This window comes from Jeongeupia naejangsanensis, from assembly GCF_016865585.1.
Taxonomy (GTDB): Bacteria; Pseudomonadota; Gammaproteobacteria; order Burkholderiales; family Chitinibacteraceae; genus Jeongeupia; species Jeongeupia naejangsanensis.
This window is the reverse complement of record NZ_JAESND010000001.1, coordinates 448,163-469,224: the sequence shown is the minus strand read 5'-3', so window position 1 is coordinate 469,224 and position 21,062 is coordinate 448,163. Positions and strand designations below refer to the sequence as shown.

Below are 21,062 nucleotides of genomic sequence, written 5' to 3'. Positions count from 1 at the left end.
GACCATCTCGGTCTGTTCCGGAGAAAACCATGATCGTTGCCTGCCCGCATTGTCAGACCGCCAATCGTCTGGAGCCATCCCGGCTTGCCGACGCCCCGAACTGTGGCCAGTGCCACGAGCCGCTGCTGGCCGGCGCGCCGATTGCCGCAACGGCGGAGAGCGCCGCAGCACTGATTGCGGCCAGCACGATTCCGGTGGTTGTCGACTTCTGGGCGACCTGGTGCGGGCCCTGTCAGCAGTTCGCACCGGCATTCGCATCGGCCGCTGAATACTTCGCCGGCAAGGTGTTGTTCCTCAAGGTCGATACCGACGCTGAGCAGTCGCTGGCAGCGCAGTACCAGATCCGCAGCATCCCGACGCTGATTGCCTTCGATCGGGGGCGCCAGATCGAGCGCCTCAATGGTGCGATGTCGTCCGGCCAGTTCAAGGCCTGGGTCAGCCAGCTGATCTGAGTTGCCCGCAAAAACGACAACGCCCCGAAATCGGGGCGTTGTTCGTTGTCGCCAGCAGGGTCAGCCTGCGCGCAATTTGGCGTAGGGGCTGGTTTCCAGCCATTTTTTCACCCGGTTCGCATCGCCGATCCGGGTGTAGCTGCCTTGCGAATCCATCAGGATCATCACGACCGGCGTGCCTTCGATCGTTGCCTGCAGCACGATGCAGTGGCCGGCTTCGTTGATGAAGCCGGTCTTGGACAGGCCGATATCCCAGTCGTCCGATTTCACCAGCGGGTTGGTGTTGCGGTAGATCATTTCCCGGCCGTTGCGGTTGGAAATGAAGCGGTATTCGCTTGACGTCGAGAACTGGTGGATTTCCGCGTAGTGGTGCGCGGCCTTGACCATCTGCACCAAATCGCGAGGCGTCGATACATTGCTAGGCGTCAGGCCGGTCGAGTCGTAAAAACGGCTGCCGCGCATGCCCAGCTGCTGGGCCTTTTCATTCATCTTCCGCACGAACGCATCGCGACCGCCGGGGTAGGTGCGCGACAATGCCGCAGCCGCACGGTTTTCCGACGACATCAGCGCCAGCAAGAGCACTTCGGCACGGGTGAGTGACGTGCCCACCGTGAGGCGCGAACTGGTGTGCTTGAGGGTATCGACGTCCTCGTCGCTGATCGTGATCAGTTCGTTCATCGGCAGGCGAGCATCCAGCGTCACCATCGCCGTCATCAGCTTGGTGATCGAAGCGATCGGTACCTGCGAGTCGGCGTTCTTTTCGTAAATCACTTCACCGCTTTGCTCGTTGACGACGAGTACGGCCGAAGATTGCACGCCGGGGCGCTCCAGCGTGGAGGGTAGGGCGACAGCGCGCGCGACGCGAACTTCCTGGCGGGCGTTGGCAATGGCCTGGCTGCTGACAGAGCTCTTTTTGCGAACGGTGACCTTGATGGTCGGTTTTTTCGGTTGAGCGGTTTTTTTCTGTTGATTTTTCGCAACAGTCTGCTTGCCAGCCGGCTTTGATTTGGCCGTTTTGCTGGTTGATTCGGCATGCTGGGTGGCCGCCTCGGCCATTGGCACGGCGGCGAGCGAGAGCGCTGTCAGGAGAGCGCAAAGCCCGGGAATGCTGGGTTTCATCAACTACCTCGGAATCGAGTTCGAGCTTATTACATCAGTTGCTTCTTATTCTAAAGCAGGTAAAGCAGAAAATGTGACGGAAAATCAAATGCTAATAGGATATTTTGTAGATTCCTCATTAAAGATTTCCCGATACTTGCAGACGGTGTGATATTTTGTTGTGTTGCGCCGCACAATGTCCGCTGTGCTTTGGTGTTCATGCGTTGCCGTTTCTATTCGAATGGAGCATCCCGTGTTGCAGTCCACCTCGCTTGAGTCGTTTTTCCAGCAGTTCAACGAAGCCAACCAGAAGTGGTGGCAAAGCTGGGTCAACGCCGTGACCCCCGCCGCCGCGGCAATGCCGTCGGGTGTGGCCCCCGTTCAGGGTGTTTCACCGGAGGCATTTGAAACCCATAGCCTGTACTACCAGCAACAGCTCGCGCTCTGGTTGCAGTTGATCGGCGCGGGGGGCGGACAGCAGCTCGAGCCCGAAAAAGGCGACCGGCGGTTTGCCGCGCCGGAATGGGAGTTGCCGTTGTTCAACTTCCTGAAGCAAAGCTATCTGCTCACGTCCAAGTGGCTGACTCAAATGGTCGACCACGTTCATGCCGACGAGGAAACCAAAGCGCGGATGGCGTTTTTTGCGCGGCAATATCTCGATGCGGTCAGTCCGACGAACTTTGCCGTCACCAATCCCGAGGTACTGGCGCTGGCGGTCGACACCCGGGGTGAAAGCCTGAACGAGGGCATGAAGAAGCTGCTGGAGGACATCCAGAAGGGCACCATCACCATGACCGACGAGTCGCAATTCGTCGTCGGCGAAAACCTGGCGGTCTCGCCCGGGCAGGTGGTGTTCGAGAACGAACTGATCCAGCTGATCCAGTACGCGCCGACGACCCCCGATGTGCACGAAATCCCGTTGCTGATCGTGCCGCCTTGCGTCAACAAGTACTACATCATGGATCTCAAACCCGAGAACTCGATGGTCCGCTGGGTTGTCGGCGAAGGGCATACGACCTTCCTGGTGTCGTGGAAGTCGATCACGCCGGAGCTCGGGCACCTCAAGTGGGACGATTACATCGAGCAGGGTGTGATTGCGGCTGCCGAGGTCGTGCGTCAGATCGGCAAGCAGGAAAAAATCAACGTGCTGTCGTTCTGCATTGGCGGCGAACTGGTATCGACAGCCGTGCCGGTGATGCAGGCGCGCGGACTGGACTGGTTCGAGTCGCTGACGCTGATGACGGTGATGATCGACCACACCGAACCCGGTGACATCAAGCACTTCCTCGATCCGTCCGTTGTTGCCAGCCGCGAACTGGTGATCGATCAGGGGGGCGTGATCTCGGGCAAGGAACTGGCGCGGACATTTGCAGCGCTGCGCGCGAACGACCTGGTCTGGAACTACGTCGTCAACAACTACCTCAAGGGCAAGACGCCGCCGCCGTTCGACCTGCTGTACTGGAACAACGATTCGGCCAACCTCGCGCTGCCCATGCATACCTGGTTCCTGCGCAATATGTATTTCGAAAACAAGCTGGCCAAGCCAGGTTCGATTTCGCTGTGCGGCGTGCCCATCGATCTGACACAGATCACGATACCGACCTACGTGTTTGCAGCGCGTGAAGACCATATCGTGCCGTGGAGTTCGGCATATCGGACCACGGGCATTTTCAAGGGGCCGTTGCGTTTCGTACTCGGCGCGTCCGGCCATATTGCCGGCACCATCAATCCGGTCTCGACCAACAAGCGCAACTATTGGGTCAACGAAACGCTGGAGGCCGATCCGCAAGCATGGTTCGACGCTGCGGAGTCGCGTCCGGGTAGCTGGTGGCAGGATTGGGGACAGTGGCTGGCCCCTCGCGCCGGCAAGCGGGTTGCCCCGCCGAAGTCGCTTGGCAATCGCCAGTTCAAACCGATCGAGCCGGCGCCGGGACGTTACGTCAGGGAACGCCTGTCCTGATTTGCAGTGCCGGACCGACCGAACCACTGGCCGGTCCGTTAATCTAAAACACAGCCCCAATGGGCAGATGGGAGAAACATCATGACCGACATCGTTATCGTTGCCGCCCAACGTACCGCGCTGGGCAATTTCGGCGGTTCGCTCGCCAAGGTTTCCGCGCCGGAACTGGGCGCAACCGTGATCCGCTCGCTGCTGGCAAAGACCGGTCTGCCTGCCGATCAGGTCAGCGAAGTCATCCTTGGCAACGTGCTGACCGCCGGCCTTGGCCAGAATCCGGCGCGTCAGGCGCTGCGGTACGCCGGTTTGCCGGACGAAGTCCCCGGACTGACGGTCAATCAGGTGTGCGGCTCGGGTCTGAAGTCCGTCGCGCTGGGGTTGCAGGCGATCCTGTCGGGCGAGTCCGACATCGTCATCGCCGGCGGTCAGGAAAACATGAGTGCGGCACCGCACATCCTGCCGGGTTCGCGCGACGGCTTCCGCATGGGTAACGCGCAACTGGTCGACACCATGGTCTACGACGGCCTGACCGATGTGTACAACAAGTACCTCATGGGCGTGACCGCTGAGAACATTGCCAAGAAGTACGGCATCAGCCGTACCGAGCAGGATGAGCTGGCACTGTCGTCGCAACAGAAGGCAACCGCAGCCCAGGCCGCTGGTCGTTTCGTCGACGAAATCGTCCCGGTGAGCGTGCCGCAGCGCAAGGGCGACCCGCTGGTGTTCGATGCAGATGAATTCATCAAGACCGACGCGACCATGGAAGGTCTGGCCAAGCTGCGCCCTGCCTTTGACAAGGAAGGGACTGTTACTGCCGGCAATGCCTCGGGCATCAATGACGGCGCTGCCGCCGTGCTGCTGATGACGCGCGAGAAGGCCGAGGCGCTTGGCCTGAAACCGCTGGCGACGATTCGTGCCGCCGCTTCGGCTGGCGTTGACCCGACCCTCATGGGCATGGGGCCGGTGCCGGCAACCCAGCGTGCATTGGCACGTGCCGGCTGGTCGCTCGACCAGCTCGACCTGATCGAGGCAAACGAGGCGTTTGCCGCCCAGGCACTTGGCGTAGCCCGCGAACTGAAGTGGGACTGGAACCGCGTCAACGTGAATGGCGGCGCCATTGCGCTTGGTCATCCGATCGGCGCATCGGGTGCGCGCGTGCTGGTCACGCTGTTGCATGAAATGGTTCGACGCGATGCGAAGAAGGGCTTGGCGACGCTGTGCATCGGCGGTGGCATGGGCGTAGCGCTGGCGGTCGAACGCTGAGCAAGCTACTCCGGTTGACCACAAACGCCCTCCATTTGGAGGGCGTTTTTCTTTGTGCGGGCTCCGTCCGTCGCCGTGCCGATGGCATTCATTTTCTTACGCTATACAAAAGGAATTGCTTTGATTTTGTTAAGCGTGGAGATGACAATGCCGGGCAAATTCACTGTGGCAGCCAAACTGTATCTGCTGGTTGGCGTGCTGGTGGCTTTTACGATTGCACAGGGCGGTTCGGCACTTTACAACCTGATGCAAAACGAACAGCGGTTCCGGACGACATTTGAAGACCGGCTCCATCCGCTGACCCGGCTCAAGGTCGTGGCCGATCGCTACGCGGTGAGCATTGTCGATACGACCCACAAGGTTCGCAACGGCGGATTGTCCGCCACCGAAGGGCTTGAACGGGTCAGGGCAGCGCAGAAAGACATCCGGCAAGAGTGGAAGTTGTATGCCTCGAACACGCTGGCGCCCGAGGAGGCGCGGCTGGCTGACGAAGCGGGGCAGCGCATGCGCGTGGCGGATGCGGCGGTTCAGCGTCTCGAGCGCCTGCTGCAGGCCAACGATACGCAGGGCATTGCCGATTTCACCGCCGCGGCGCTTTATCCCGCGATCGACCCGGTTGGCGATGTCGTTTCGGCGCTTTCCGCATTGCAGTTGCGCGAGGCCGCCGAAGAATACAAGGCGGCGCGTGATCAGGTTCGCCATGCCGAGGTGGTGACTGCGGTACTCCTGCTGGTTGCGCTCGGGATTGGCATTGCATGCTCCTACGTCATTGTTCGCGGCCTGATACGGCAGCTTGGGGCCGAGCCGGACGAGGCAAGGCAGGCTGCGCAGGCGATCGCCAGCGGGAACCTGACGCACGAAATCCGGCTGTTGCCGGGCGACCAGCGAAGTGTCATGGCCGGCATCGTGCAGATGCGCGACGAGCTGAAACGACTTGTCCTGGAAATCCAGTCCTCGGTCGGGGCTGTGGGCATCACAGCGGGCGCGCTGCAAAACAGCATGGAACTGGTGTCGCAAGCCTCCGGCACGCAGGCCGATGCCGCGTCGCAAATGGCTGCCGCCGTCGAAGAGATAAGCGCCAGTATCGGCGAAGTTTCGAGCCATGCCGAACAGGCCGATGCTGCCGGTAAGGGGGCGGGCCAGGCGGCCGTTGAGGGCGAGGGACGGATGTCCCATGTGATCGCTGGCGTGGAACGGATCGGCGAGCAACTGGATCGGGCCGGCGAACGCTTGGCCTCGCTCGACGCGCGCTCGGGAGAAATTGCCAACATCGTGGCGACGATTCGCGAAATTGCCGATCAGACCAACCTGCTGGCGCTGAATGCGGCGATCGAGGCCGCCAGAGCCGGCGAAGCAGGCCGCGGCTTTGCTGTGGTGGCCGATGAGGTCCGCAAACTGGCGGAGCGGGTCGGGCAGGCGACGCACGAGATCGGTGCGACGCTGAATGTCGTCCGCGACGGGACCAGCGAAGCCAGTGCCGGGATGCAGCTTGCCCGGGCCGATACGATCAGCGAAATGCAGAACATCCGGCTGCTTCAGGGATCGATGCAGCGCATTCGCGACTCGGGAGAGCAGCTCGGCCGCGTGGTCGAACTGATTGCCGGTGCGTTGCGGGAACAGCGGGTGACCAGTGGCCAGATTGCATCCCAGGTCGAAAAGGTGGCGCAGATGACCGAGGAAAACAGCAGTGCCATTTCCGAAGTTTCGTCGGCAACTGCCCGTCTTGCCGAGCTGGCGTCCAAGCTGACGCAATCGGCCGCACGATTTCGCTGTGTTTGATCCCGGTCGCGTCCTATCATGGGCGTTTTCAGCGAGAAGACGTCGATGCCCCTGTTGATGACGCCACAAGCACTGGCGACCAGTTCAAACGGATTCGTGGTGGTGGATTGTCGCCATGACTTGGCCGACCCCGAAGCCGGGCGCATTGCATATGCATCGGGGCATATTCCCGGTGCGGTGTTTGCACACCTTGATCTTGATTTGTCCGGTTCCAAAACCGGACGTAACGGTCGCCACCCGTTGCCCGACCCCGATGCGCTGATGTGCTGGGCAGGGCGAATGGGGATCGGCGCGAAAACGCAGGTCGTCGCCTATGACGCGTCCGGCGGCATGTTTGCGGCGCGCTTGTGGTGGCTGTTGCGCTGGCTGGGCCACGAGCATGTCGCGGTGCTCGATGGTGGCTGGCAAGCGTGGCTGGAGGCGGGTTTGCCCGTGTCTGCCGGGGCGGTAACGCCAACTGCTGTTGCTTACGAGGCGGTTGAGCGGCGCGATGCGGCCGTCGATATGGCACAGGTTCGGGCCAACCTCGAAGCACAGGATTTTCTGGTTGTCGACGCGCGCAGTCCTGACCGTTATCGCGGCCTTGGCGAGACGATCGATCCGGTCGGTGGCCATATCCCGGGTGCGGCCAACCGCTTTTTCCAGCACAACCTCAACGGGAGTGGCCGTTTCAAGTCCGCCGACGTGCTGCGCGCTGAATGGCAGGAGGTGCTTGCCGGGCGTTCGCCGGCCGACATCGTCTGCCAGTGCGGTTCCGGGGTGACTGCCTGCCACAATCTGCTCGCACTGGAAGTGGCGGGTCTGCCCGGAGCAAGGTTGTACCCCGGCTCGTGGAGTGAATGGTGTGCGCACCCGGACAACCCGGTTGCAAGCTGAAGTGAGAACGCCCGGTAGCCCGGGCGTTTTCACTTCAGTGGCCGGTGGAACAGGGGGCGATAGCGGACACCGTCCGGCGTCGACTCCGATGCATAGAGGACGAGCGAATCGACCGGCCAGTGAATGGTGCTTGCCAGCGTTTCCGCCACCGGTTGCCCCTTGCGCAGCAGCGTGACGTGCGGTGCAAAGGCTAGTGCATCGAACGGAATGCCTGCATCGGTCAGCGCTTGCCGGAGTGTCTCCGCCAGCGTGGCAAGTTCGCCCGGTACGGCGCTGCAGCCGAGCCAGACAATCGCTCCCCGTTTGAAATCACCGGCCCGATCAAGGCCGATATCAAAACGTGGCATGTCGATACGAGAGAGCAGATGACACAGGCGTTGCATCGTCTGCACAGTGGCTTCACCGATAAAAACCAGTGTCAGATGCAGATTGGCCGTTGTCGTCGGCTTGCCGCCGAGGCTGACGTGCAGGCGGTCGCGCTCGTCCGCGATCGCGTTGCGAACCGCCGACGGCGGGGTCAGACCGATGAACAGTCTCACAACCAGCGTTGCCGATGCAGGAAATCGGAGGTCGCCATGGCGGCATCGACGGTGAATTCATCCAGCCTGGCCAATACGGCGTCGGCGGAGAGCCGGATGAAGTCCGCCACCTCTCCGTCGGTGTTGCGCGGGACGAAGTGGTCGGGGAGAAGCAGGTCGTAGCAGTGCAGTACCTCGTCGTGCGTGCCGTCCGGCTCGTTCCGGGTGCAGCGCATGCTTGACGCATAGACGGCGCTCGCTGCGATTTCGGCCGGTACGCCGGCTTCCTCCCAGAGCTCACGCACGACGCAGTGTTCGGGCGTCTCGCCACTGGCGATGCCACCAGCCGACAGGTTGTCGAGCCGGTTCGGATCGATCGTTTTTCGGGGGCTGCGGCGGCCGATCCAGAGCTGCCGGTCCGACGTGTAACCGTTGGCGTGCACGGCGCGGCTCGTCAATCCGAAGCGGCGAAAGGCCGCGCGCTCCAGCGTGAACAGCGGGCGCTCGAGGTCGGGCAGGCCTTGCGCGTCCGGTGCGAAGCAGGTGTAGCGCTCGTTGCGCCAGCCGCGGATCAGGCCCGCATCGCGCATCGCCAGCGCAGTCCGGCCAAGCAGCGGCTCGACCTCGTCGGCTGTCGCGTCCAGATGCAGTTGCGGTCCTCGTCCGGCAAAGCGGGGCGACAGTGCCTGGAGAAATGCGCACGTTTCGGGTTCGAGCCAGCCGACGGCTTCGCCAAGGACGTGGAAGCGGACCAAACCGCTGGCGTCGAATCGTGGTCGCGGGGCGAAATCGCGCTGGAGTCGCGTGTTCATCAGCCGGCCTCGGGCTCGATCAGCAGTTGTACGGCGTCTGCGGCAAAGCGCGTGATGCCGTATTCGATCGGCACGCCGGCGCTGTCGACGTAGACGTTTTCGACATAAAGAATAGGCTGCGTTTTCGGTTGTGCCAGCAACTGTGCGGTTTCGGGGCGCGGCAAGCGAGCGGTAACGCGACTCAGCTTGCGATTGAACTCGGTGATGCCGAATGCCGGCAGTGCATCGGCGATGCGGCCGGTGGCGGCGTAACGGGCTTCGAGTCCGGCGAAGCGCGGCAGCGGAAAGTACTGGGTGCAGACGCCGATGATGCGGTCGTCGACGACGTCGAGCGCATCGACCTGCAGGACGCTGGTGCCGAGCGGAATGCCGAGCAGTTCGCACACCTCGTCGCGCGGCACGGTGGTGGTGCTGCGCTGGATCTGGCTGCTGCCGCGGCGCTGCTGGTCGTCGAGACTGTGCGAAAAGCGGTTGCGGCGCCCGAGGCGGTAATCGATCAGCCCTTCCTGAACGAAGGTGCCGCGTCCCTGTTCGATGCGCACCAGTCCGCGCGTTTCCAGTGCCTGTACGGCGCGGCGGATCGTGTGGCGGTTGACGCCGAAGCGTGCTGCAAGCTCGATCTCGTTCGGCAAGCGATCGGTGATCGTCTTGGCGGCGATGTCGGCGGCGAGGGCCTGCTCGATCTGTCGCCACAAGGCAATGCCCGATCCGCGTTCGACCGTCATGGTGCTTTCCTGTCGTTGATGAAGTACGCCAATGCTAGCGTACGGCTGTTTCATCTAGATGATTCTACGTCTTGAGGTAATCCCGGGGCGCGCCAAGTCCGCGCTCGCTGGTAAAATGCACACTTTTCCCGCCTAAGCTCCGGAGCACTTCATGGCCGTCATCCGTCAGGACGATCTGATCGACAGCATTGCCGATGCGCTGCAGTACATCAGTTACTACCACCCGAAAGACTACATCCAGGCCCTCGGCAAAGCGTACGAGCGCGAAGAAAGCCCGGCCGCCAAGGATGCGATTGCGCAGATCCTGACCAACAGCCGGATGTGCGCCGAAGGCAAGCGGCCGATCTGCCAGGACACCGGGATCGTGACCTGTTTTGTGCGCGTCGGCATGAATGTGCAGTGGGCCGGCGCGACGATGGGCGTGGCCGACATGGTCAACGAAGGCGTACGCCGTGCCTACCTGCATCCGGACAACAAGCTGCGCGCGTCGATCCTGATGGACCCCGCCGGTGGCCGCAAGAACACCAAGGACAACACGCCGGCGGTGATCCACTTCGAGGTCGTGCCGGGTGAGACGGTCGAGATCGACATCGCCGCCAAGGGCGGCGGTTCGGAGAACAAGACCAAGTTCGTCATGCTCAACCCGTCCGACTCGATCGTCGACTGGGTGCTGAAGACCGTGCCGCTGATGGGCGCCGGCTGGTGCCCGCCGGGCATGCTCGGCATCGGCATCGGCGGCACCGCCGAGAAGGCCATGGTGATGGCCAAGGAAGCGCTGATGGAAGAGATCGACATCCATGAACTGATCGAACGCGGCCCGCAAAACCGTGCTGAAGAACTGCGCATCGAGCTGTACGAGAAGGTCAACGCGCTCGGTATCGGCGCGCAAGGTTTGGGTGGTTTGGCCACCGTGCTCGACGTGAAGATCAAGGACTACCCGACCCATGCAGCCAGCCTGCCGGTCGCGATGATCCCGAACTGCGCGGCAACGCGTCACGTCCACTTCATTCTCGACGGTTCCGGTCCGGCAGTGCTTGAAGCACCTAAGCTCGAGGACTGGCCGGATGTGACCTGGACGCCGTCCAGCGAGTCCACCCGTGTCGACCTGAACACCGTCACCCGTGAGGAAGTCGCTTCGTGGAAGCCGGGCCAGACGCTGCTGCTGAACGGCAAGATGCTGACCGGCCGCGATGCTGCGCACAAGCGCATGGTCGAAATGCTCAACAAGGGCGAGAAGCTGCCGGTCGATTTCACCAACCGCTTCATTTACTACGTCGGTCCGGTCGATCCGGTGCGTGACGAAGTCGTCGGCCCGGCCGGCCCGACCACGGCAACGCGGATGGACAAGTTCACCGGGCAGGTGCTGGCGCAGACCGGCCTCCTGGGCATGATCGGCAAAGCCGAACGCGGCCCGGTTGCCATCGATGCGATCAAGCAGCACCAGTCGGTCTACCTGATGGCGGTCGGTGGTGCAGCCTACCTCGTGTCCAAGGCGATCAAGGGTTCGCGTGTTGTCGGTTTCGAGGATCTGGGCATGGAAGCGATCTACGAGTTCGACGTCGTCGACATGCCGGTGACGGTGGCGGTCGATAGCGGCGGCACCTCGGTGCACGCGATTGCACCGAAGGAATGGCAGGCGAAAATCGGCAAGATCCCGCTCGCAACGGTCTGATCGCCGAGTGTGCTGCAAACAAAAAGACCGGCCTTGGGGCCGGTTTTTTTTTGTTTGGCGACGAAAAAAAAGGCGACCGAAGTCGCCTTTCAAGGTTCTCGTATCTAGGTACAGCGTTTAAAACCCGGTCCAGGTTCCGATCAGCAGACGGTAGCTGTCAGCATCGACCGCATTGCCGTATGACGTCCCGTAGTTGGCACCGATACCGCCGTTCTGGCCGTTCATCGCATAGCGAAGCTGGACATAACCGGAAGTATTGTTGGACAGCGCGTAGTTCCATTGGCCGAAGAGCACATTGGTATCGCTGTCATCGATCTTGTTGCCCGCGGCGTTTTCCGCCTCGGTGAAGTAGTTGTACGTCAGGCCGACCGTATGCTTGCCGGCCGAGTAGATGCCTTGCAGCCAGTACTGTTCCTGCTGCGGACCGGCAAACGAGTTGCAGCCGGCACCGGCCTGACAATCCCAGGACTTGAAGCCGCCCTTCATCGTGAACGCGCCGAAGTTGTAGCCACCGGCGACGAAGTACATCTTGTCCTTCTCGCTGCCGCCGTCGTTGCGGGTTTCCTGGTAACCGGCGTCGATCATGAAGCCGGCCTTGGCGAAGCCGGCGGTGATGTCGTAGAAGTACTCGCTCGATTTGCCGTCCACTTGGTTGTTCTGGCCGCGGAACGAGTACTGGCCCGAGAAGGTGAAGCCGCCCCAGTTCGGCGAATCGTAGTTGATCGCGTTTTCCGGGTTGAAGCCGATCACGCCGACTTCGGCGACGTGCATGGCGCCGCCGAGGTTGCCGTACGGCCAGTCGAGTTTCAGATAGGTCGGCGAATAGATCTTGCCCAGTCGCAGCGTACCCCAGTCACCTTGCCAGCCGCCCCAGGCTTCGCGGTTGCCCCAAGTGCGGGCGGAGCTGCCGGTATTGAGTTCGCCACCAGCGGCGGTGTTGTCGCGATAGTTTTCAACACCGGTCCAGATCTTCCAGATGACCTTGGAGCCGTTGTCGAGCTTGTCGCTGCCGCTGAAGAACAGGCGCGGTTCGACATCGAGTTCGACTTCGCCCTTATAGCCTTTGGCTTGCGAATCGACGTAGTAGACGTCGGCTTCGATCGAGCCGCCGATGGTGACTTCGGCGAAGGCCTGGGCGCTGAAGGCCGCGGATACAGCCGCAGCTAGCAAGATACGCGTGAACATAATCATCCTTGTGTGCAAAGCGTTGCATTTTTTCGGGAACCGTCTTGTGATAGCTCAGGTCTATCGTCGTGACGCAAGGCAACACTAAATGACAATGTCATTAATCGTGAAGTGTGTTTTTAGTTTTTGGCTATTAAAACAACACTTGTGATTTGATAAATTGATTGAATGTGGTGAAACGAAACCAGCGGGCCATCAGGTCCGCTGGTTTATTCGACGAGGAGATCGGCCGAGGCCGGGAGAGACTAGCGCTGGGTGAGCGCCCGTTCGATGAAGCGCCGGGGCACGGTCGACTTGGGTACACGCAGATCGAACCAGCTGCGCACATCCTGATCCAGACCGATGCCGTGCATGTAGTTGTACAGCGCCTTGTTCAGCGCGCGGCCCAGTGCGTCGTGATCGACGCCGCTCGGATCGACGAAGCCGACGTCGTTCTTGGCGAAACCGCCCGGCGGCAGCGGTTCGAGCGTGACCCCGTATTCCTCGGGGTTCTTGCCGACCGGCGAATGCACGGTACAGGCGAAGCGATGGAAGAAGCCCGACTGGATGCAGCCGTGCTCGAACAGCTGCCGGACGTATTCGAGTGCGTCGACGGTGTCCTGCACCGTCTGGGTCGGGAAGCCGTACATCAGATAGGCGTGCACGAGGATGCCCGCCTCGGTGAACGCTGCGGTGACACGGGCCACCTGGTCAACCGAGACGCCTTTCTTCATCAGCTTCAGCAGCCGGTCCGACGCGACCTCGAGCCCGCCCGAGATCGCGATGCAGCCCGAATCGGCCAGCAGCTGGCACAGCTCGGGGCTGAACGATTTTTCGAAGCGCACATTGCCCCACCACGAAATCGCCACCTTGCGCCGCAGCAGTTCCTCGGCCAGTGCCTTGAGCATTTTCGGCGGTGCGGCCTCGTCGACGAAGTGGAAGCCGGTCTGGCCGGTTTCAGCGATGATCTTCTCGATCCGGTCGACCAGCTCCTTGGCCGATGCGGTTTCGTAGCGGGAGATGTAGTCGAGCGTGACGTCGCAGAAGCTGCATTTCTTCCAGTAGCAGCCGTGCGCGACGGTGAGCTTGTTCCAGCGGCCGTCGCTCCACAACCGGTGCATCGGGTTGAGCATGTCGAGCAGCGACAGGTAGCGGTCGAGCGGCAGGCCGTCCCAGGTCGGCGTGCCCCATTCCTCGAACGGCACGTCGGGTTCGGGGAAGTTGATGTAACGGACCTTGCCCTCGATACGCACGAAGGTGCGGACCAGTCGCTCGCGCGAGCGGCCCCCTTTCAGATGGTCGATCAGCGCCAGCAGCGGGCGTTCGCCCGAATCGAGCGTGACAAAGTCGACAAAGTCGAACACGCGCGGATCGGACAGCTCGCGCAGCTCGGTATTGGCGAAGCCGCCGCCAAGGCCGATTTTGATCTGCGGGTAACGCGCCTTGATCGTCTGCGCGATCCGGAACGCCGCGTACACGGCGCCCGGGAACGGCACCGACAGCAGCACCAGCGTCGGCTGGTGGCGTTCGATCGCGGCCAGTGTCAGCGTTTCGAGTACCTCGTCGACCAGTGTCGGCTTTGCGGCCAGCGCGTCGGCGAGCGGGTCGAAAGTCGGCTGGCTCATCGCCAGCGATTCGGCGTAGCGGACGAATTCGAAGCGCGGATCGACCGCGTCACGCAGCACGTCGGCCAGATCGTTCAGATACAGCGTGGCCAGATGGCGGGCGCGATCCTGCATGCCGAGCGCACCGAACGCCCATGCCAGCGGATCGCCGCCTTCGTCGTCGACGTAGACGTCGAGCGCAGCGAAGCGCGGGCCTTCGGGCAGGAAGTTGCGGCTGCAGATCCGGTGGCCGACGGTCGAGTCGCGGCCCTGCAGGAAGGCGATCGTCGCACTGATCGTCGCGTCGTAGCGGTCGAACTGGTCATGGAATGACTGCACCGCTTCGCTGCGGCGGCGCGGCGGAACGTGTTCGACGCATTGCCGCAGCCGGGCGAGTCCGTCGCGCGAGAACAGCGCCAGCACCAGCTGCAGCGCCAGGTCTTCCTGTGCCGCATCGAAGCCGCGCGAACGCAGAAAGCCGGTCAGATAGGCCGTCGACGGGTAGGGTGTGTTGAGCTGCGTCATCGGCGGAATGAACGAGAGGACGCGGAACGGCTGGTTCAGCATGCGGTCCCCCGCCGGAGGATGACGGAAACCGGTGCATGCCCGTTGCGGGCGGCGATCCAACTCGAAATGTTCATTACCAGGCCTTGCCGAAGAAACGCGCGGGCTTGCACCGACGCAAAGGCGTATTTTGCCAGACTCGGCGCTCCGGCATGCCGGACTGCGCCGGTCGGCAGATTTACAGCGTGGTTTCGAGCAGATCGATGAAGCCTTGCACCTTCAGGGGGACGAAGCGGTTGCGCGGATAGTTGGCCCAGATGCCGTCGACCAGCGTATAGGCGCCGAGCAGGCTGCACAGCCGGCCGCTGGCCAGATGGGCGTCCACGTAATAGTCGGGCAGCTGCACCATGCCGATGCCCACCAGTGCGGCATCGACAAGGGCTGCGCCACTGTTGCAGCGCAGCCGGCCGCCGACATGGACTTCGCGGGTGTGTCCGTCTGCTTCCCGAAATCGCCAGGTGCTCACCGTGCCGGTCAGGCACTGGTGGTGTTTCAGTTCGGCCAGCGTATGCGGCGCACCGAACTGCGCCAGATACGCCGGTGACGCGCACACATGGTGGGTGCGGCTGCCGAGCTGCCGGACCATCAGCGACGAGGCATCCATCGGTCCGAGGCGGATGCCGAGATCGAAGCCTTCGGCGACGAGGTCGACCTTGCGGTTGTCGAGGTTGAGTTCGGCGGTCACCGCCGGCTGCTCCTGCAGGTAGCGGTGCAGCAGCGGGGCGACGACCCGTTCTCCGTAATACACCGGCGCGGTGACCCTGAGGTGGCCGCTGGGCCGGTCCTGCGCTTGCGACACAGCCTGTTCGGCTTCGCGCAGGCCGTCGAGGAGCGGCCTACAGTGTTGGTAGTACAACTGGCCGGCTTCGGTGACGCTGACCTTGCGTGTTGTCCGGTACAAGAGGCGCGCCGCCAGCCTCTGTTCGAGCTGCGACACCTGCCGGCTGACCTGTGCGACCGAGATCCCCAGCCGCTGCGCTGCGGCGGTGAAGCTCTGCGTTTCAACGACGGCGACGAATTCGCTGACGCCTTCCCAGTTCATTATTGTTTCTCATTGGCAAAAATATCTTTCCATTTAGCCAGATTGTCGGCTGATGGGTAATAAATAGAATCACTGTCATTGCGCCAACCTTTATCGAGGACGTTCCATGCAAACCATGAAAACCCGTGCCGCCGTCGCTTGGGGCCCGAACGAGCCGCTGACCATCGAGGAAGTCGATCTGCAGCTGCCGCAGAAGGGCGAAGTGCTGGTCCGCATCGTCGCCAGCGGTGTCTGTCATACCGACGCATACACCCTGTCGGGCATGGATTCGGAAGGCGTGTTTCCGGCGATTCTCGGCCATGAAGGCGCAGGCCTCGTCGAGGCGGTCGGCGAGGGCGTGAGCAGTGTCGCGGTCGGCGATCACGTGATCCCGCTGTACACGCCCGAATGCGGCGAGTGCAAGTTCTGCAAGTCGGGCAAGACCAACCTCTGTCAGGCGATCCGTGCAACGCAGGGCAAGGGCCTGATGCCGGACGGCACGACGCGGTTCTCGAAAGACGGCAAGCCGATCTACCACTACATGGGCACGTCGACGTTCTCCGAATACACGGTGCTGCCGGAAATCGCGCTGGCGAAAATCAACAAGGCCGCGCCGCTGGAGGAGGTCTGCCTGCTCGGTTGCGGCGTCACCACCGGCATGGGCGCGGTGATGAACACCGCCAAGGTCAAGGCAGGCGATACGGTGGCGATCTTCGGTCTCGGCGGCATCGGCCTGTCGGCCGTGATCGGCGCCAAGATGGCCGGCGCGTCGCGCATCATCGGCATCGACATCAACACCAGCAAGTTCGACCTTGCCAAGCAGCTTGGCGCGACCGACCTGATCAACCCGAACGAGTTCGACCAGCCGATCCAGGACGTGATCGTCGCGATGACCGACGGCGGCGTCGATTTCTCGTTCGAATGCATCGGCAACGTCAAGGTGATGCGCTCGGCGCTCGAATGCTGCCACAAGGGCTGGGGCGAGTCGGTGATCATCGGCGTCGCCGGTGCCGGCGAGGAAATCAGCACCCGTCCGTTCCAGCTCGTTACCGGCCGGGTCTGGCGCGGTTCGGCCTTCGGCGGTGTACGCGGCCGCAGCGAACTGCCGGACTATGTCGAGCGCTACCTGAAGGGCGAGTTCCACCTCGACGACTTCATTACCCACACGATGCCGCTCGAAGACATCAACACGGCGTTCGAGCTGATGCACGAGGGCAAGTCGATCCGCTCCGTCATCCACTACGCGACCAAGGCGTGAGCGACGTCATCATGGCCGATACACTCGAACTGGTCTCCAGTACCTGCACGTTCGGTGGCTGGCACAAGCGCTACCGCCACCGCTCGACCGCTACCGGCACGACGATGACCTTCGCGATCTACCTGCCGCCGCAGGCACAGGGCGGTTCGGTGCCGGTGCTGTACTGGCTGTCCGGACTGACGTGCACCGACGAGAACTTCGCTACCAAGGCCGGCGCACAGCGTGTTGCCGCCGAGCTGGGGCTGGCGCTGGTGATGCCCGATACCAGCCCGCGCGGCGACGGTGTGGCCGATGCCGACGGCTACGATCTGGGGCAGGGCGCGGGTTTCTACGTCAACGCGACGCAGGCACCGTGGGCGGCGCACTACCGGATGTACGACTACGTGGTCGACGAGCTGCCGGCGCTGGTCGAAGCGCATTTTCCGGTGACGCAGCAGCGCGCGATCAGCGGCCATTCGATGGGTGGGCACGGTGCGTTGATGATCGCTTTGCGCAACCCGGGCCGCTATCGTTCGGTGTCGGCGTTTGCGCCCATCGTCAATCCGAGTGCGGTGCCGTGGGGGCAGAAGGCCTTTGCCGCCTATCTGGGCGAGGATCGCAGCACGTGGCTGAGTTACGACAGTTGCCACCAGCTCGAGATCGCCGTCGAGCGCTTGCCGATGCTGGTCGACCAGGGCGAGCAGGACGGCTTCATGCCGGAGCAGCTGCAGCCCGATGTGCTGGCGAGGGTCGCCCGGCAGCACGACTGGCCGCTGACCTTGCGGCGCCAGCCCGGTTACGATCACAGCTATTACTTCATCGCCAGCTTCATCGAGGATCACCTGCGTTTCCACGCGCAGCACCTTGCAGCCTGAAACGATGCAGTCCCCTGCAGCCCCGGTTGATCCGGGGTTTTTTCATTCCCGCCGAAAACCGGCTCAGTCTTGCGCCGCTGCGTCCGCAACCATTTCGATGTTCAGATAGCGCGCCCCCGGACCTTGTGCGCCGAGGGTGTCGTTCGGATTGCGCAGCCGGCAATGCTCGATCGACAGGCAGCCGCAGCCGATGCAGTCGTCGAGGTGGTCGCGCAACGCCTGCAGCTGGGCGATCCGGGCGTCGAGATCGGTGCGCCACATCGCGGAAAGCCGGGCCCAGTCATTCCGGTTCGGCGCGGCGGTGGCCGGCAGCGTGACCAGTGCATCGGCGATCCGGGCCAGCGGGATGCCGACGCGTTGCGCGACCCGGATCACCGCAACGCGGCGCAGCACGTCGCGGCTGTAGCGCCGCTGCCCGCCCTGCGTGCGCTGGCTGCTGATCAGTCCCTTGCTCTCGTAAAAATGCAGTGCCGACACGGCGACGCCGCTGCGGCGCGCGACCTCGCCGACCGACAGCGTCGACGGCAGGCCGGACGGATGGGTTGGTGCATTCGTCATTTTCTCTTGACCTCAACTTAACTTGAGATTTTACGCTGTGATTATTGCAGCCGGCCCGGCTGTGCACAACGGAGTCCCAGCATGTCGAATCAAGCCGAAAATGCGGTCTATCGCGTCGACCGTTTCACCGTTCCCGAGGCTGCACTGGCCGTGTTTCTGGCGCGTGTCGAGCAGACCAACCGGCTGCTGGCGCTGCAGCCGGGCCACCGCTTGCAGCGCGTGCTGACCCGGGCCGGGAATCCGCACCAAGTGGTGACGGTGATCGAATGGGCCGATGCGGCGGCGCTGACGGCTGCCAAGCGGGTGGTCGAACAGCATTACGCCGAAACGGGGTTCGATGCGGCCGCGTTCATGCAGCAGCTGGGCATTCACGCCGATATGGGTGTCTTTCACGATGTACCGGCGGTGGCTGCCCATGCGGTTTGAGTTGCCGGGCATCATCCTGTTCACCGAGCGCTTCGACGCGTGCGTGGCGTTCTATCGCGATCTGCTGGCGCTGCCGGAGGCCTTCGCCAAGCCGGGGCTGGTCACGCTCGACCTCGGTGGCGCCTACCTGATGATCGAATCCGGCGGCACCGGCCGGCAGAAGCCGAAACCGATCGACGAGAACCCGACCATCCTGCGTTTCAATGTCGAAGACGTCGATGCCGCCGCCGGCGTGCTGAGGCGCAAGGGTGTCGACGTCGAGGTGTTGCGGCTGGACTGGGGCGTGGTCGGTTGCTTCAGCGATCCGGACGGCAACCGCTGCGAGTTGAAGGATCACTCCGCCAGTTTTCAGGTACTGTCCCGGCAATTGCCGAAACACCGCGAAACCGCCTGAGGTCCGGTCGGGCGCCGGCGGGCCGGGGAGAGGACAGATGACTGAAGTGGTAGATGCCGAGGGGCTGGCCGGCGTGCAGGCTTGCCTCGCCCGGTGGCAGCTGACTGCCCGGGGTGCACCGTGGCGTACCGGGTCCAGCTGGCTGCAGGCCGTCCGTTTCAATGGTGAGCCCGCGATCCTGAAAGTCGCGCGGATCGAGGAAGAGCGCCGGGGCGGTCAGTTGATGGTCTGGTGGCGTGCGCACGGTGCCGTACGCGTTCTGGCCCATGACGGGGACGCCATCCTGCTCGAACAGGCGGATGGCCGGCGATCGCTGGCGGACATGGCCCGGCTTGGCGGTGACGATGCGGCAAGCCGCATCATTGGCGACGTTGCGGCTCGCTTGCACGCTCCGCAATCGCATGCCCGGCCGGCACTGCTGCCGTTGTCGGCGTGGTTTTCATCACTACTCCGGGCTGCCGGGACGCGAGCCGGCGTGCTCCGGGACGCCGCTGCGGTTGCCGCGGAGTTGCTCGCATCGCCGCAGGACATCACCGTACTTCACGGCGACCTTCATCACGGCAACGTACTGGATGCCGGCGAACGCGGCTGGCTGGCCATCGACCCGAAAGGCCTGATCGGCGAGCGCGGTTTCGATTTCGCCAACATCCTTTGCAATCCCGATCATGATCTGGCGACCTCACCGGGGCGCCTGAAGCGGCAGGTTGCGGTGATTGCCGAAGCCGCCACTCTGGAGCGCGGGCGCCTGCTCGCGTGGGTTGCCGCGTGGTCCGGGCTGTCCGCAGCATGGCATCTGGAGGACGGCACCGAGCCGCATATCGCACTGGCCGTGGCCGGGCTGGCGCTGGACGCGATGCGCGCGGGCTGAATGTCCCGGGCCCTCAGGGTGTTGCGACCGCAAAGATTTCGCGCTCTGCCTCGTTGACGGCCTTGGTATCCACGCGCTGACGCAGCATGTCGCACAGCGTCCGGCGTATCCATGCATGGCGGGGGTCGTGGTGATGTCGGGCATGCCAGAACAGCGTGTAGTCGAGCTCCGGCAGGCCGATATCCGGGGGCGGCAGGATCGTGAACGAAGTGCCCTGCCGGTAATGGTGCAGCAGATGCGACGGCGCCGTCATGATCAGCGTGCTGCGCGACACGACCTCCAGCGAGGCCCAGAAGTGCGGCGTCAGAAGGCCAAGACTGCGCTGCCGGCCCTGTGCGGCCAGTGCGTCGTCCACGACGCTGCGCATGTCGCTGCCGAGCGAAAGCTCGGTGTGGGGCCAGGCGCAATAGTTCTCGATGTTCATGCCGCCCCGTTCGAGTAGCGGGTGGCCATCGCGGACCGCGCAGAGGAAATCGTCGCAAAACACCCGTCGCTGGTATATCCCGGCCGGTGCGCTGCGGGCGACGCCAAACGCCAGGTCGACACCGTCGCGGGCGACCGTGTCCAGCGTGTCATCGTTCCAGCCGGAGATTTCCAGCATCAGTCCTGGTGCCTGCTGACGCAGGTGGATGAGCACATCCGGCAGCAGCGAACAGATGACATTGCTGGTGATGGCCAGCCGGAACGTGCCCGAGGCCCGTGCCGGATCGAAACTCACCGGCGCAATCAGTGCCGACATCTGCGCCAGAATGCATTGCAGCGGCTCGCGCAAATGCTCGGCGCGGGCGGTCGGCATCATCCGGTTGCCGTGCCGGACGAAGAGCGGGTCGTCGAAAATCGTGCGCAAGCGCGCCAGCGAACGGCTCATTGCCGATTGGGTGACGCCGCAGGCGTCGGCCGCAGCCGTAACGCTGCCGTGACGCAGAAGCTGGTCGAAGGTCAGCAGGAGATTGAAGTCGACTTGATGGAGTGCCGGTGCCGGCATGCGATTGTCCCGGGGCGTTGTTCGGTCTTGGATCGTCGTGAGCGGGGAGCTCGGCTTTCCGGTCATGCGTTACGCGCATGACCTGTATCGCGCTGGTGGCATGGTTCGTATGCCATTGGCTTATTAGAGTGCATCGTACCCGGTTCGCCCTTGCGAGCCGATGCAGTTGTCCGATGCACTGTGCGATACAAAAGGGGAAACGATGAAAACGGTA

The 21,062-nt window shown here is 63.0% G+C and carries 21 protein-coding genes; 12 read left to right on the top strand and 9 right to left on the bottom strand.

Translation table 11 applies throughout. The features are described 5' to 3' along the window. Positions 1-29: 29 nt before the first annotated feature. Positions 30-452: a thioredoxin TrxC gene (trxC, locus tag JMJ54_RS02205; protein ID WP_203536309.1), complete on the top strand. Its 423-nt coding sequence runs from the start codon at positions 30-32 to the stop codon at positions 450-452. Positions 453-512: 60 nt separating this feature from the next. On the opposite strand, the gene pbpG is transcribed toward trxC, so the two are convergent. After that, a complete protein-coding gene (pbpG, locus tag JMJ54_RS02200) occupies positions 513-1,340 on the bottom strand; it encodes a D-alanyl-D-alanine endopeptidase (RefSeq protein ID WP_308437973.1) in 828 nt (275 codons plus the stop codon). Positions 1,341-1,458: 118 nt separating this feature from the next. On the opposite strand from pbpG, the gene JMJ54_RS02195 reads away from it, so the two are divergent. The 5 genes from JMJ54_RS02195 (at position 1,459) to JMJ54_RS02175 (ending at position 7,425) form a co-directional block, all read left to right on the top strand. After that, the gene (locus JMJ54_RS02195) at positions 1,459-1,722 is read left to right on the top strand and encodes a hypothetical protein (protein WP_203536897.1); all 264 of its coding nucleotides are present in this window, start codon (positions 1,459-1,461) and stop codon (positions 1,720-1,722) included. 81 nt (positions 1,723-1,803) lie between these two features. Beyond that, positions 1,804-3,510, top strand: a complete 1,707-nt coding sequence (locus JMJ54_RS02190; RefSeq protein ID WP_308437959.1) for a PHA/PHB synthase family protein — start codon at positions 1,804-1,806, stop codon at positions 3,508-3,510. An 81-nt stretch (positions 3,511-3,591) separates the two neighbouring features. Continuing rightward, positions 3,592-4,770 carry an acetyl-CoA C-acetyltransferase gene (locus JMJ54_RS02185; protein WP_203536307.1) on the top strand — a complete coding sequence of 393 codons (1,179 nt, stop codon included), beginning with the start codon at positions 3,592-3,594 and terminating at the stop codon, positions 4,768-4,770. A gap of 81 nt (positions 4,771-4,851) precedes the next feature. Further along, positions 4,852-6,549: a methyl-accepting chemotaxis protein gene (locus tag JMJ54_RS02180; protein WP_203536306.1), complete on the top strand. Its 1,698-nt coding sequence runs from the start codon at positions 4,852-4,854 to the stop codon at positions 6,547-6,549. 45 nt (positions 6,550-6,594) lie between these two features. Continuing rightward, a complete protein-coding gene (locus tag JMJ54_RS02175) occupies positions 6,595-7,425 on the top strand; it encodes a sulfurtransferase (RefSeq protein WP_203536305.1) in 831 nt (276 codons plus the stop codon). Positions 7,426-7,454: 29 nt separating this feature from the next. On the opposite strand, the gene thpR is transcribed toward JMJ54_RS02175, so the two are convergent. Genes thpR through phnF form a run of 3 tightly spaced genes read right to left on the bottom strand, consistent with a single transcriptional unit; the run spans position 7,455 to position 9,480 of the window. After that, positions 7,455-7,964 carry an RNA 2',3'-cyclic phosphodiesterase gene (gene thpR / locus JMJ54_RS02170; RefSeq protein WP_203536304.1) on the bottom strand — a complete coding sequence of 170 codons (510 nt, stop codon included), beginning with the start codon at positions 7,962-7,964 and terminating at the stop codon, positions 7,455-7,457. Then, positions 7,961-8,755 carry an NUDIX hydrolase gene (locus JMJ54_RS02165; protein WP_203536303.1) on the bottom strand — a complete coding sequence of 265 codons (795 nt, stop codon included), beginning with the start codon at positions 8,753-8,755 and terminating at the stop codon, positions 7,961-7,963. The genes thpR and JMJ54_RS02165 overlap by 4 nt, the downstream gene beginning before the upstream one ends. After that, on the bottom strand, positions 8,755-9,480 hold the full coding sequence (gene phnF, locus JMJ54_RS02160; RefSeq protein WP_203536302.1) for a phosphonate metabolism transcriptional regulator PhnF: 726 nt from the start codon (positions 9,478-9,480) through the stop codon (positions 8,755-8,757). Before phnF ends, JMJ54_RS02165 begins: the two co-directional genes overlap by 1 nt. A gap of 151 nt (positions 9,481-9,631) precedes the next feature. Here phnF and JMJ54_RS02155 point away from each other — a divergent pair, with 151 nt between their 5' ends. After that, a complete protein-coding gene (locus JMJ54_RS02155; protein WP_203536301.1) occupies positions 9,632-11,152 on the top strand; it encodes a fumarate hydratase in 1,521 nt (506 codons plus the stop codon). 117 nt (positions 11,153-11,269) lie between these two features. Here JMJ54_RS02155 and JMJ54_RS02150 read toward each other — a convergent pair whose 3' ends face one another. The 3 genes from JMJ54_RS02150 to JMJ54_RS02140 form a co-directional block, all read right to left on the bottom strand. Then, positions 11,270-12,337, bottom strand: a complete 1,068-nt coding sequence (locus tag JMJ54_RS02150) for a porin (RefSeq protein ID WP_203536300.1) — start codon at positions 12,335-12,337, stop codon at positions 11,270-11,272. Between the two features lie 245 nt (positions 12,338-12,582). Then, entirely contained in the window at positions 12,583-14,487 is a 1,905-nt protein-coding gene (locus JMJ54_RS02145) for a B12-binding domain-containing radical SAM protein (RefSeq protein ID WP_203536299.1), read from the bottom strand. 175 nt (positions 14,488-14,662) lie between these two features. Continuing rightward, entirely contained in the window at positions 14,663-15,526 is an 864-nt protein-coding gene (locus JMJ54_RS02140) for a LysR substrate-binding domain-containing protein (RefSeq protein ID WP_238999836.1), read from the bottom strand. Positions 15,527-15,632: 106 nt separating this feature from the next. Between JMJ54_RS02140 and JMJ54_RS02135 the strand changes: the two genes are divergently transcribed. Next, positions 15,633-16,763, top strand: a complete 1,131-nt coding sequence (locus tag JMJ54_RS02135) for an S-(hydroxymethyl)glutathione dehydrogenase/class III alcohol dehydrogenase (RefSeq protein ID WP_275411026.1) — start codon at positions 15,633-15,635, stop codon at positions 16,761-16,763. An 11-nt stretch (positions 16,764-16,774) separates the two neighbouring features. Further along, the gene (gene fghA / locus JMJ54_RS02130; protein WP_203536870.1) at positions 16,775-17,617 is read left to right on the top strand and encodes an S-formylglutathione hydrolase; all 843 of its coding nucleotides are present in this window, start codon (positions 16,775-16,777) and stop codon (positions 17,615-17,617) included. Positions 17,618-17,680: 63 nt separating this feature from the next. Here the strand turns inward: fghA and soxR are convergent, their stop codons facing one another. After that, on the bottom strand, positions 17,681-18,175 hold the full coding sequence (soxR, locus tag JMJ54_RS02125) for a redox-sensitive transcriptional activator SoxR (protein ID WP_203536298.1): 495 nt from the start codon (positions 18,173-18,175) through the stop codon (positions 17,681-17,683). A gap of 81 nt (positions 18,176-18,256) precedes the next feature. Between soxR and JMJ54_RS02120 the strand changes: the two genes are divergently transcribed. From JMJ54_RS02120 to JMJ54_RS02110, 3 genes are read left to right on the top strand one after another with little or no spacing between them, the layout of a single operon-like run. Next, positions 18,257-18,601, top strand: a complete 345-nt coding sequence (locus JMJ54_RS02120; RefSeq protein WP_189460636.1) for an antibiotic biosynthesis monooxygenase — start codon at positions 18,257-18,259, stop codon at positions 18,599-18,601. Next, positions 18,591-18,995 carry a VOC family protein gene (locus JMJ54_RS02115; RefSeq protein WP_203536297.1) on the top strand — a complete coding sequence of 135 codons (405 nt, stop codon included), beginning with the start codon at positions 18,591-18,593 and terminating at the stop codon, positions 18,993-18,995. Before JMJ54_RS02120 ends, JMJ54_RS02115 begins: the two co-directional genes overlap by 11 nt. Positions 18,996-19,032: 37 nt before the next feature. After that, entirely contained in the window at positions 19,033-19,863 is an 831-nt protein-coding gene (locus tag JMJ54_RS02110; RefSeq protein ID WP_203536296.1) for an aminoglycoside phosphotransferase family protein, read from the top strand. A 13-nt stretch (positions 19,864-19,876) separates the two neighbouring features. Here the strand turns inward: JMJ54_RS02110 and JMJ54_RS02105 are convergent, their stop codons facing one another. Further along, on the bottom strand, positions 19,877-20,848 hold the full coding sequence (locus JMJ54_RS02105; RefSeq protein WP_203536295.1) for a LysR family transcriptional regulator: 972 nt from the start codon (positions 20,846-20,848) through the stop codon (positions 19,877-19,879). Positions 20,849-21,062: the final 214 nt, after the last annotated feature.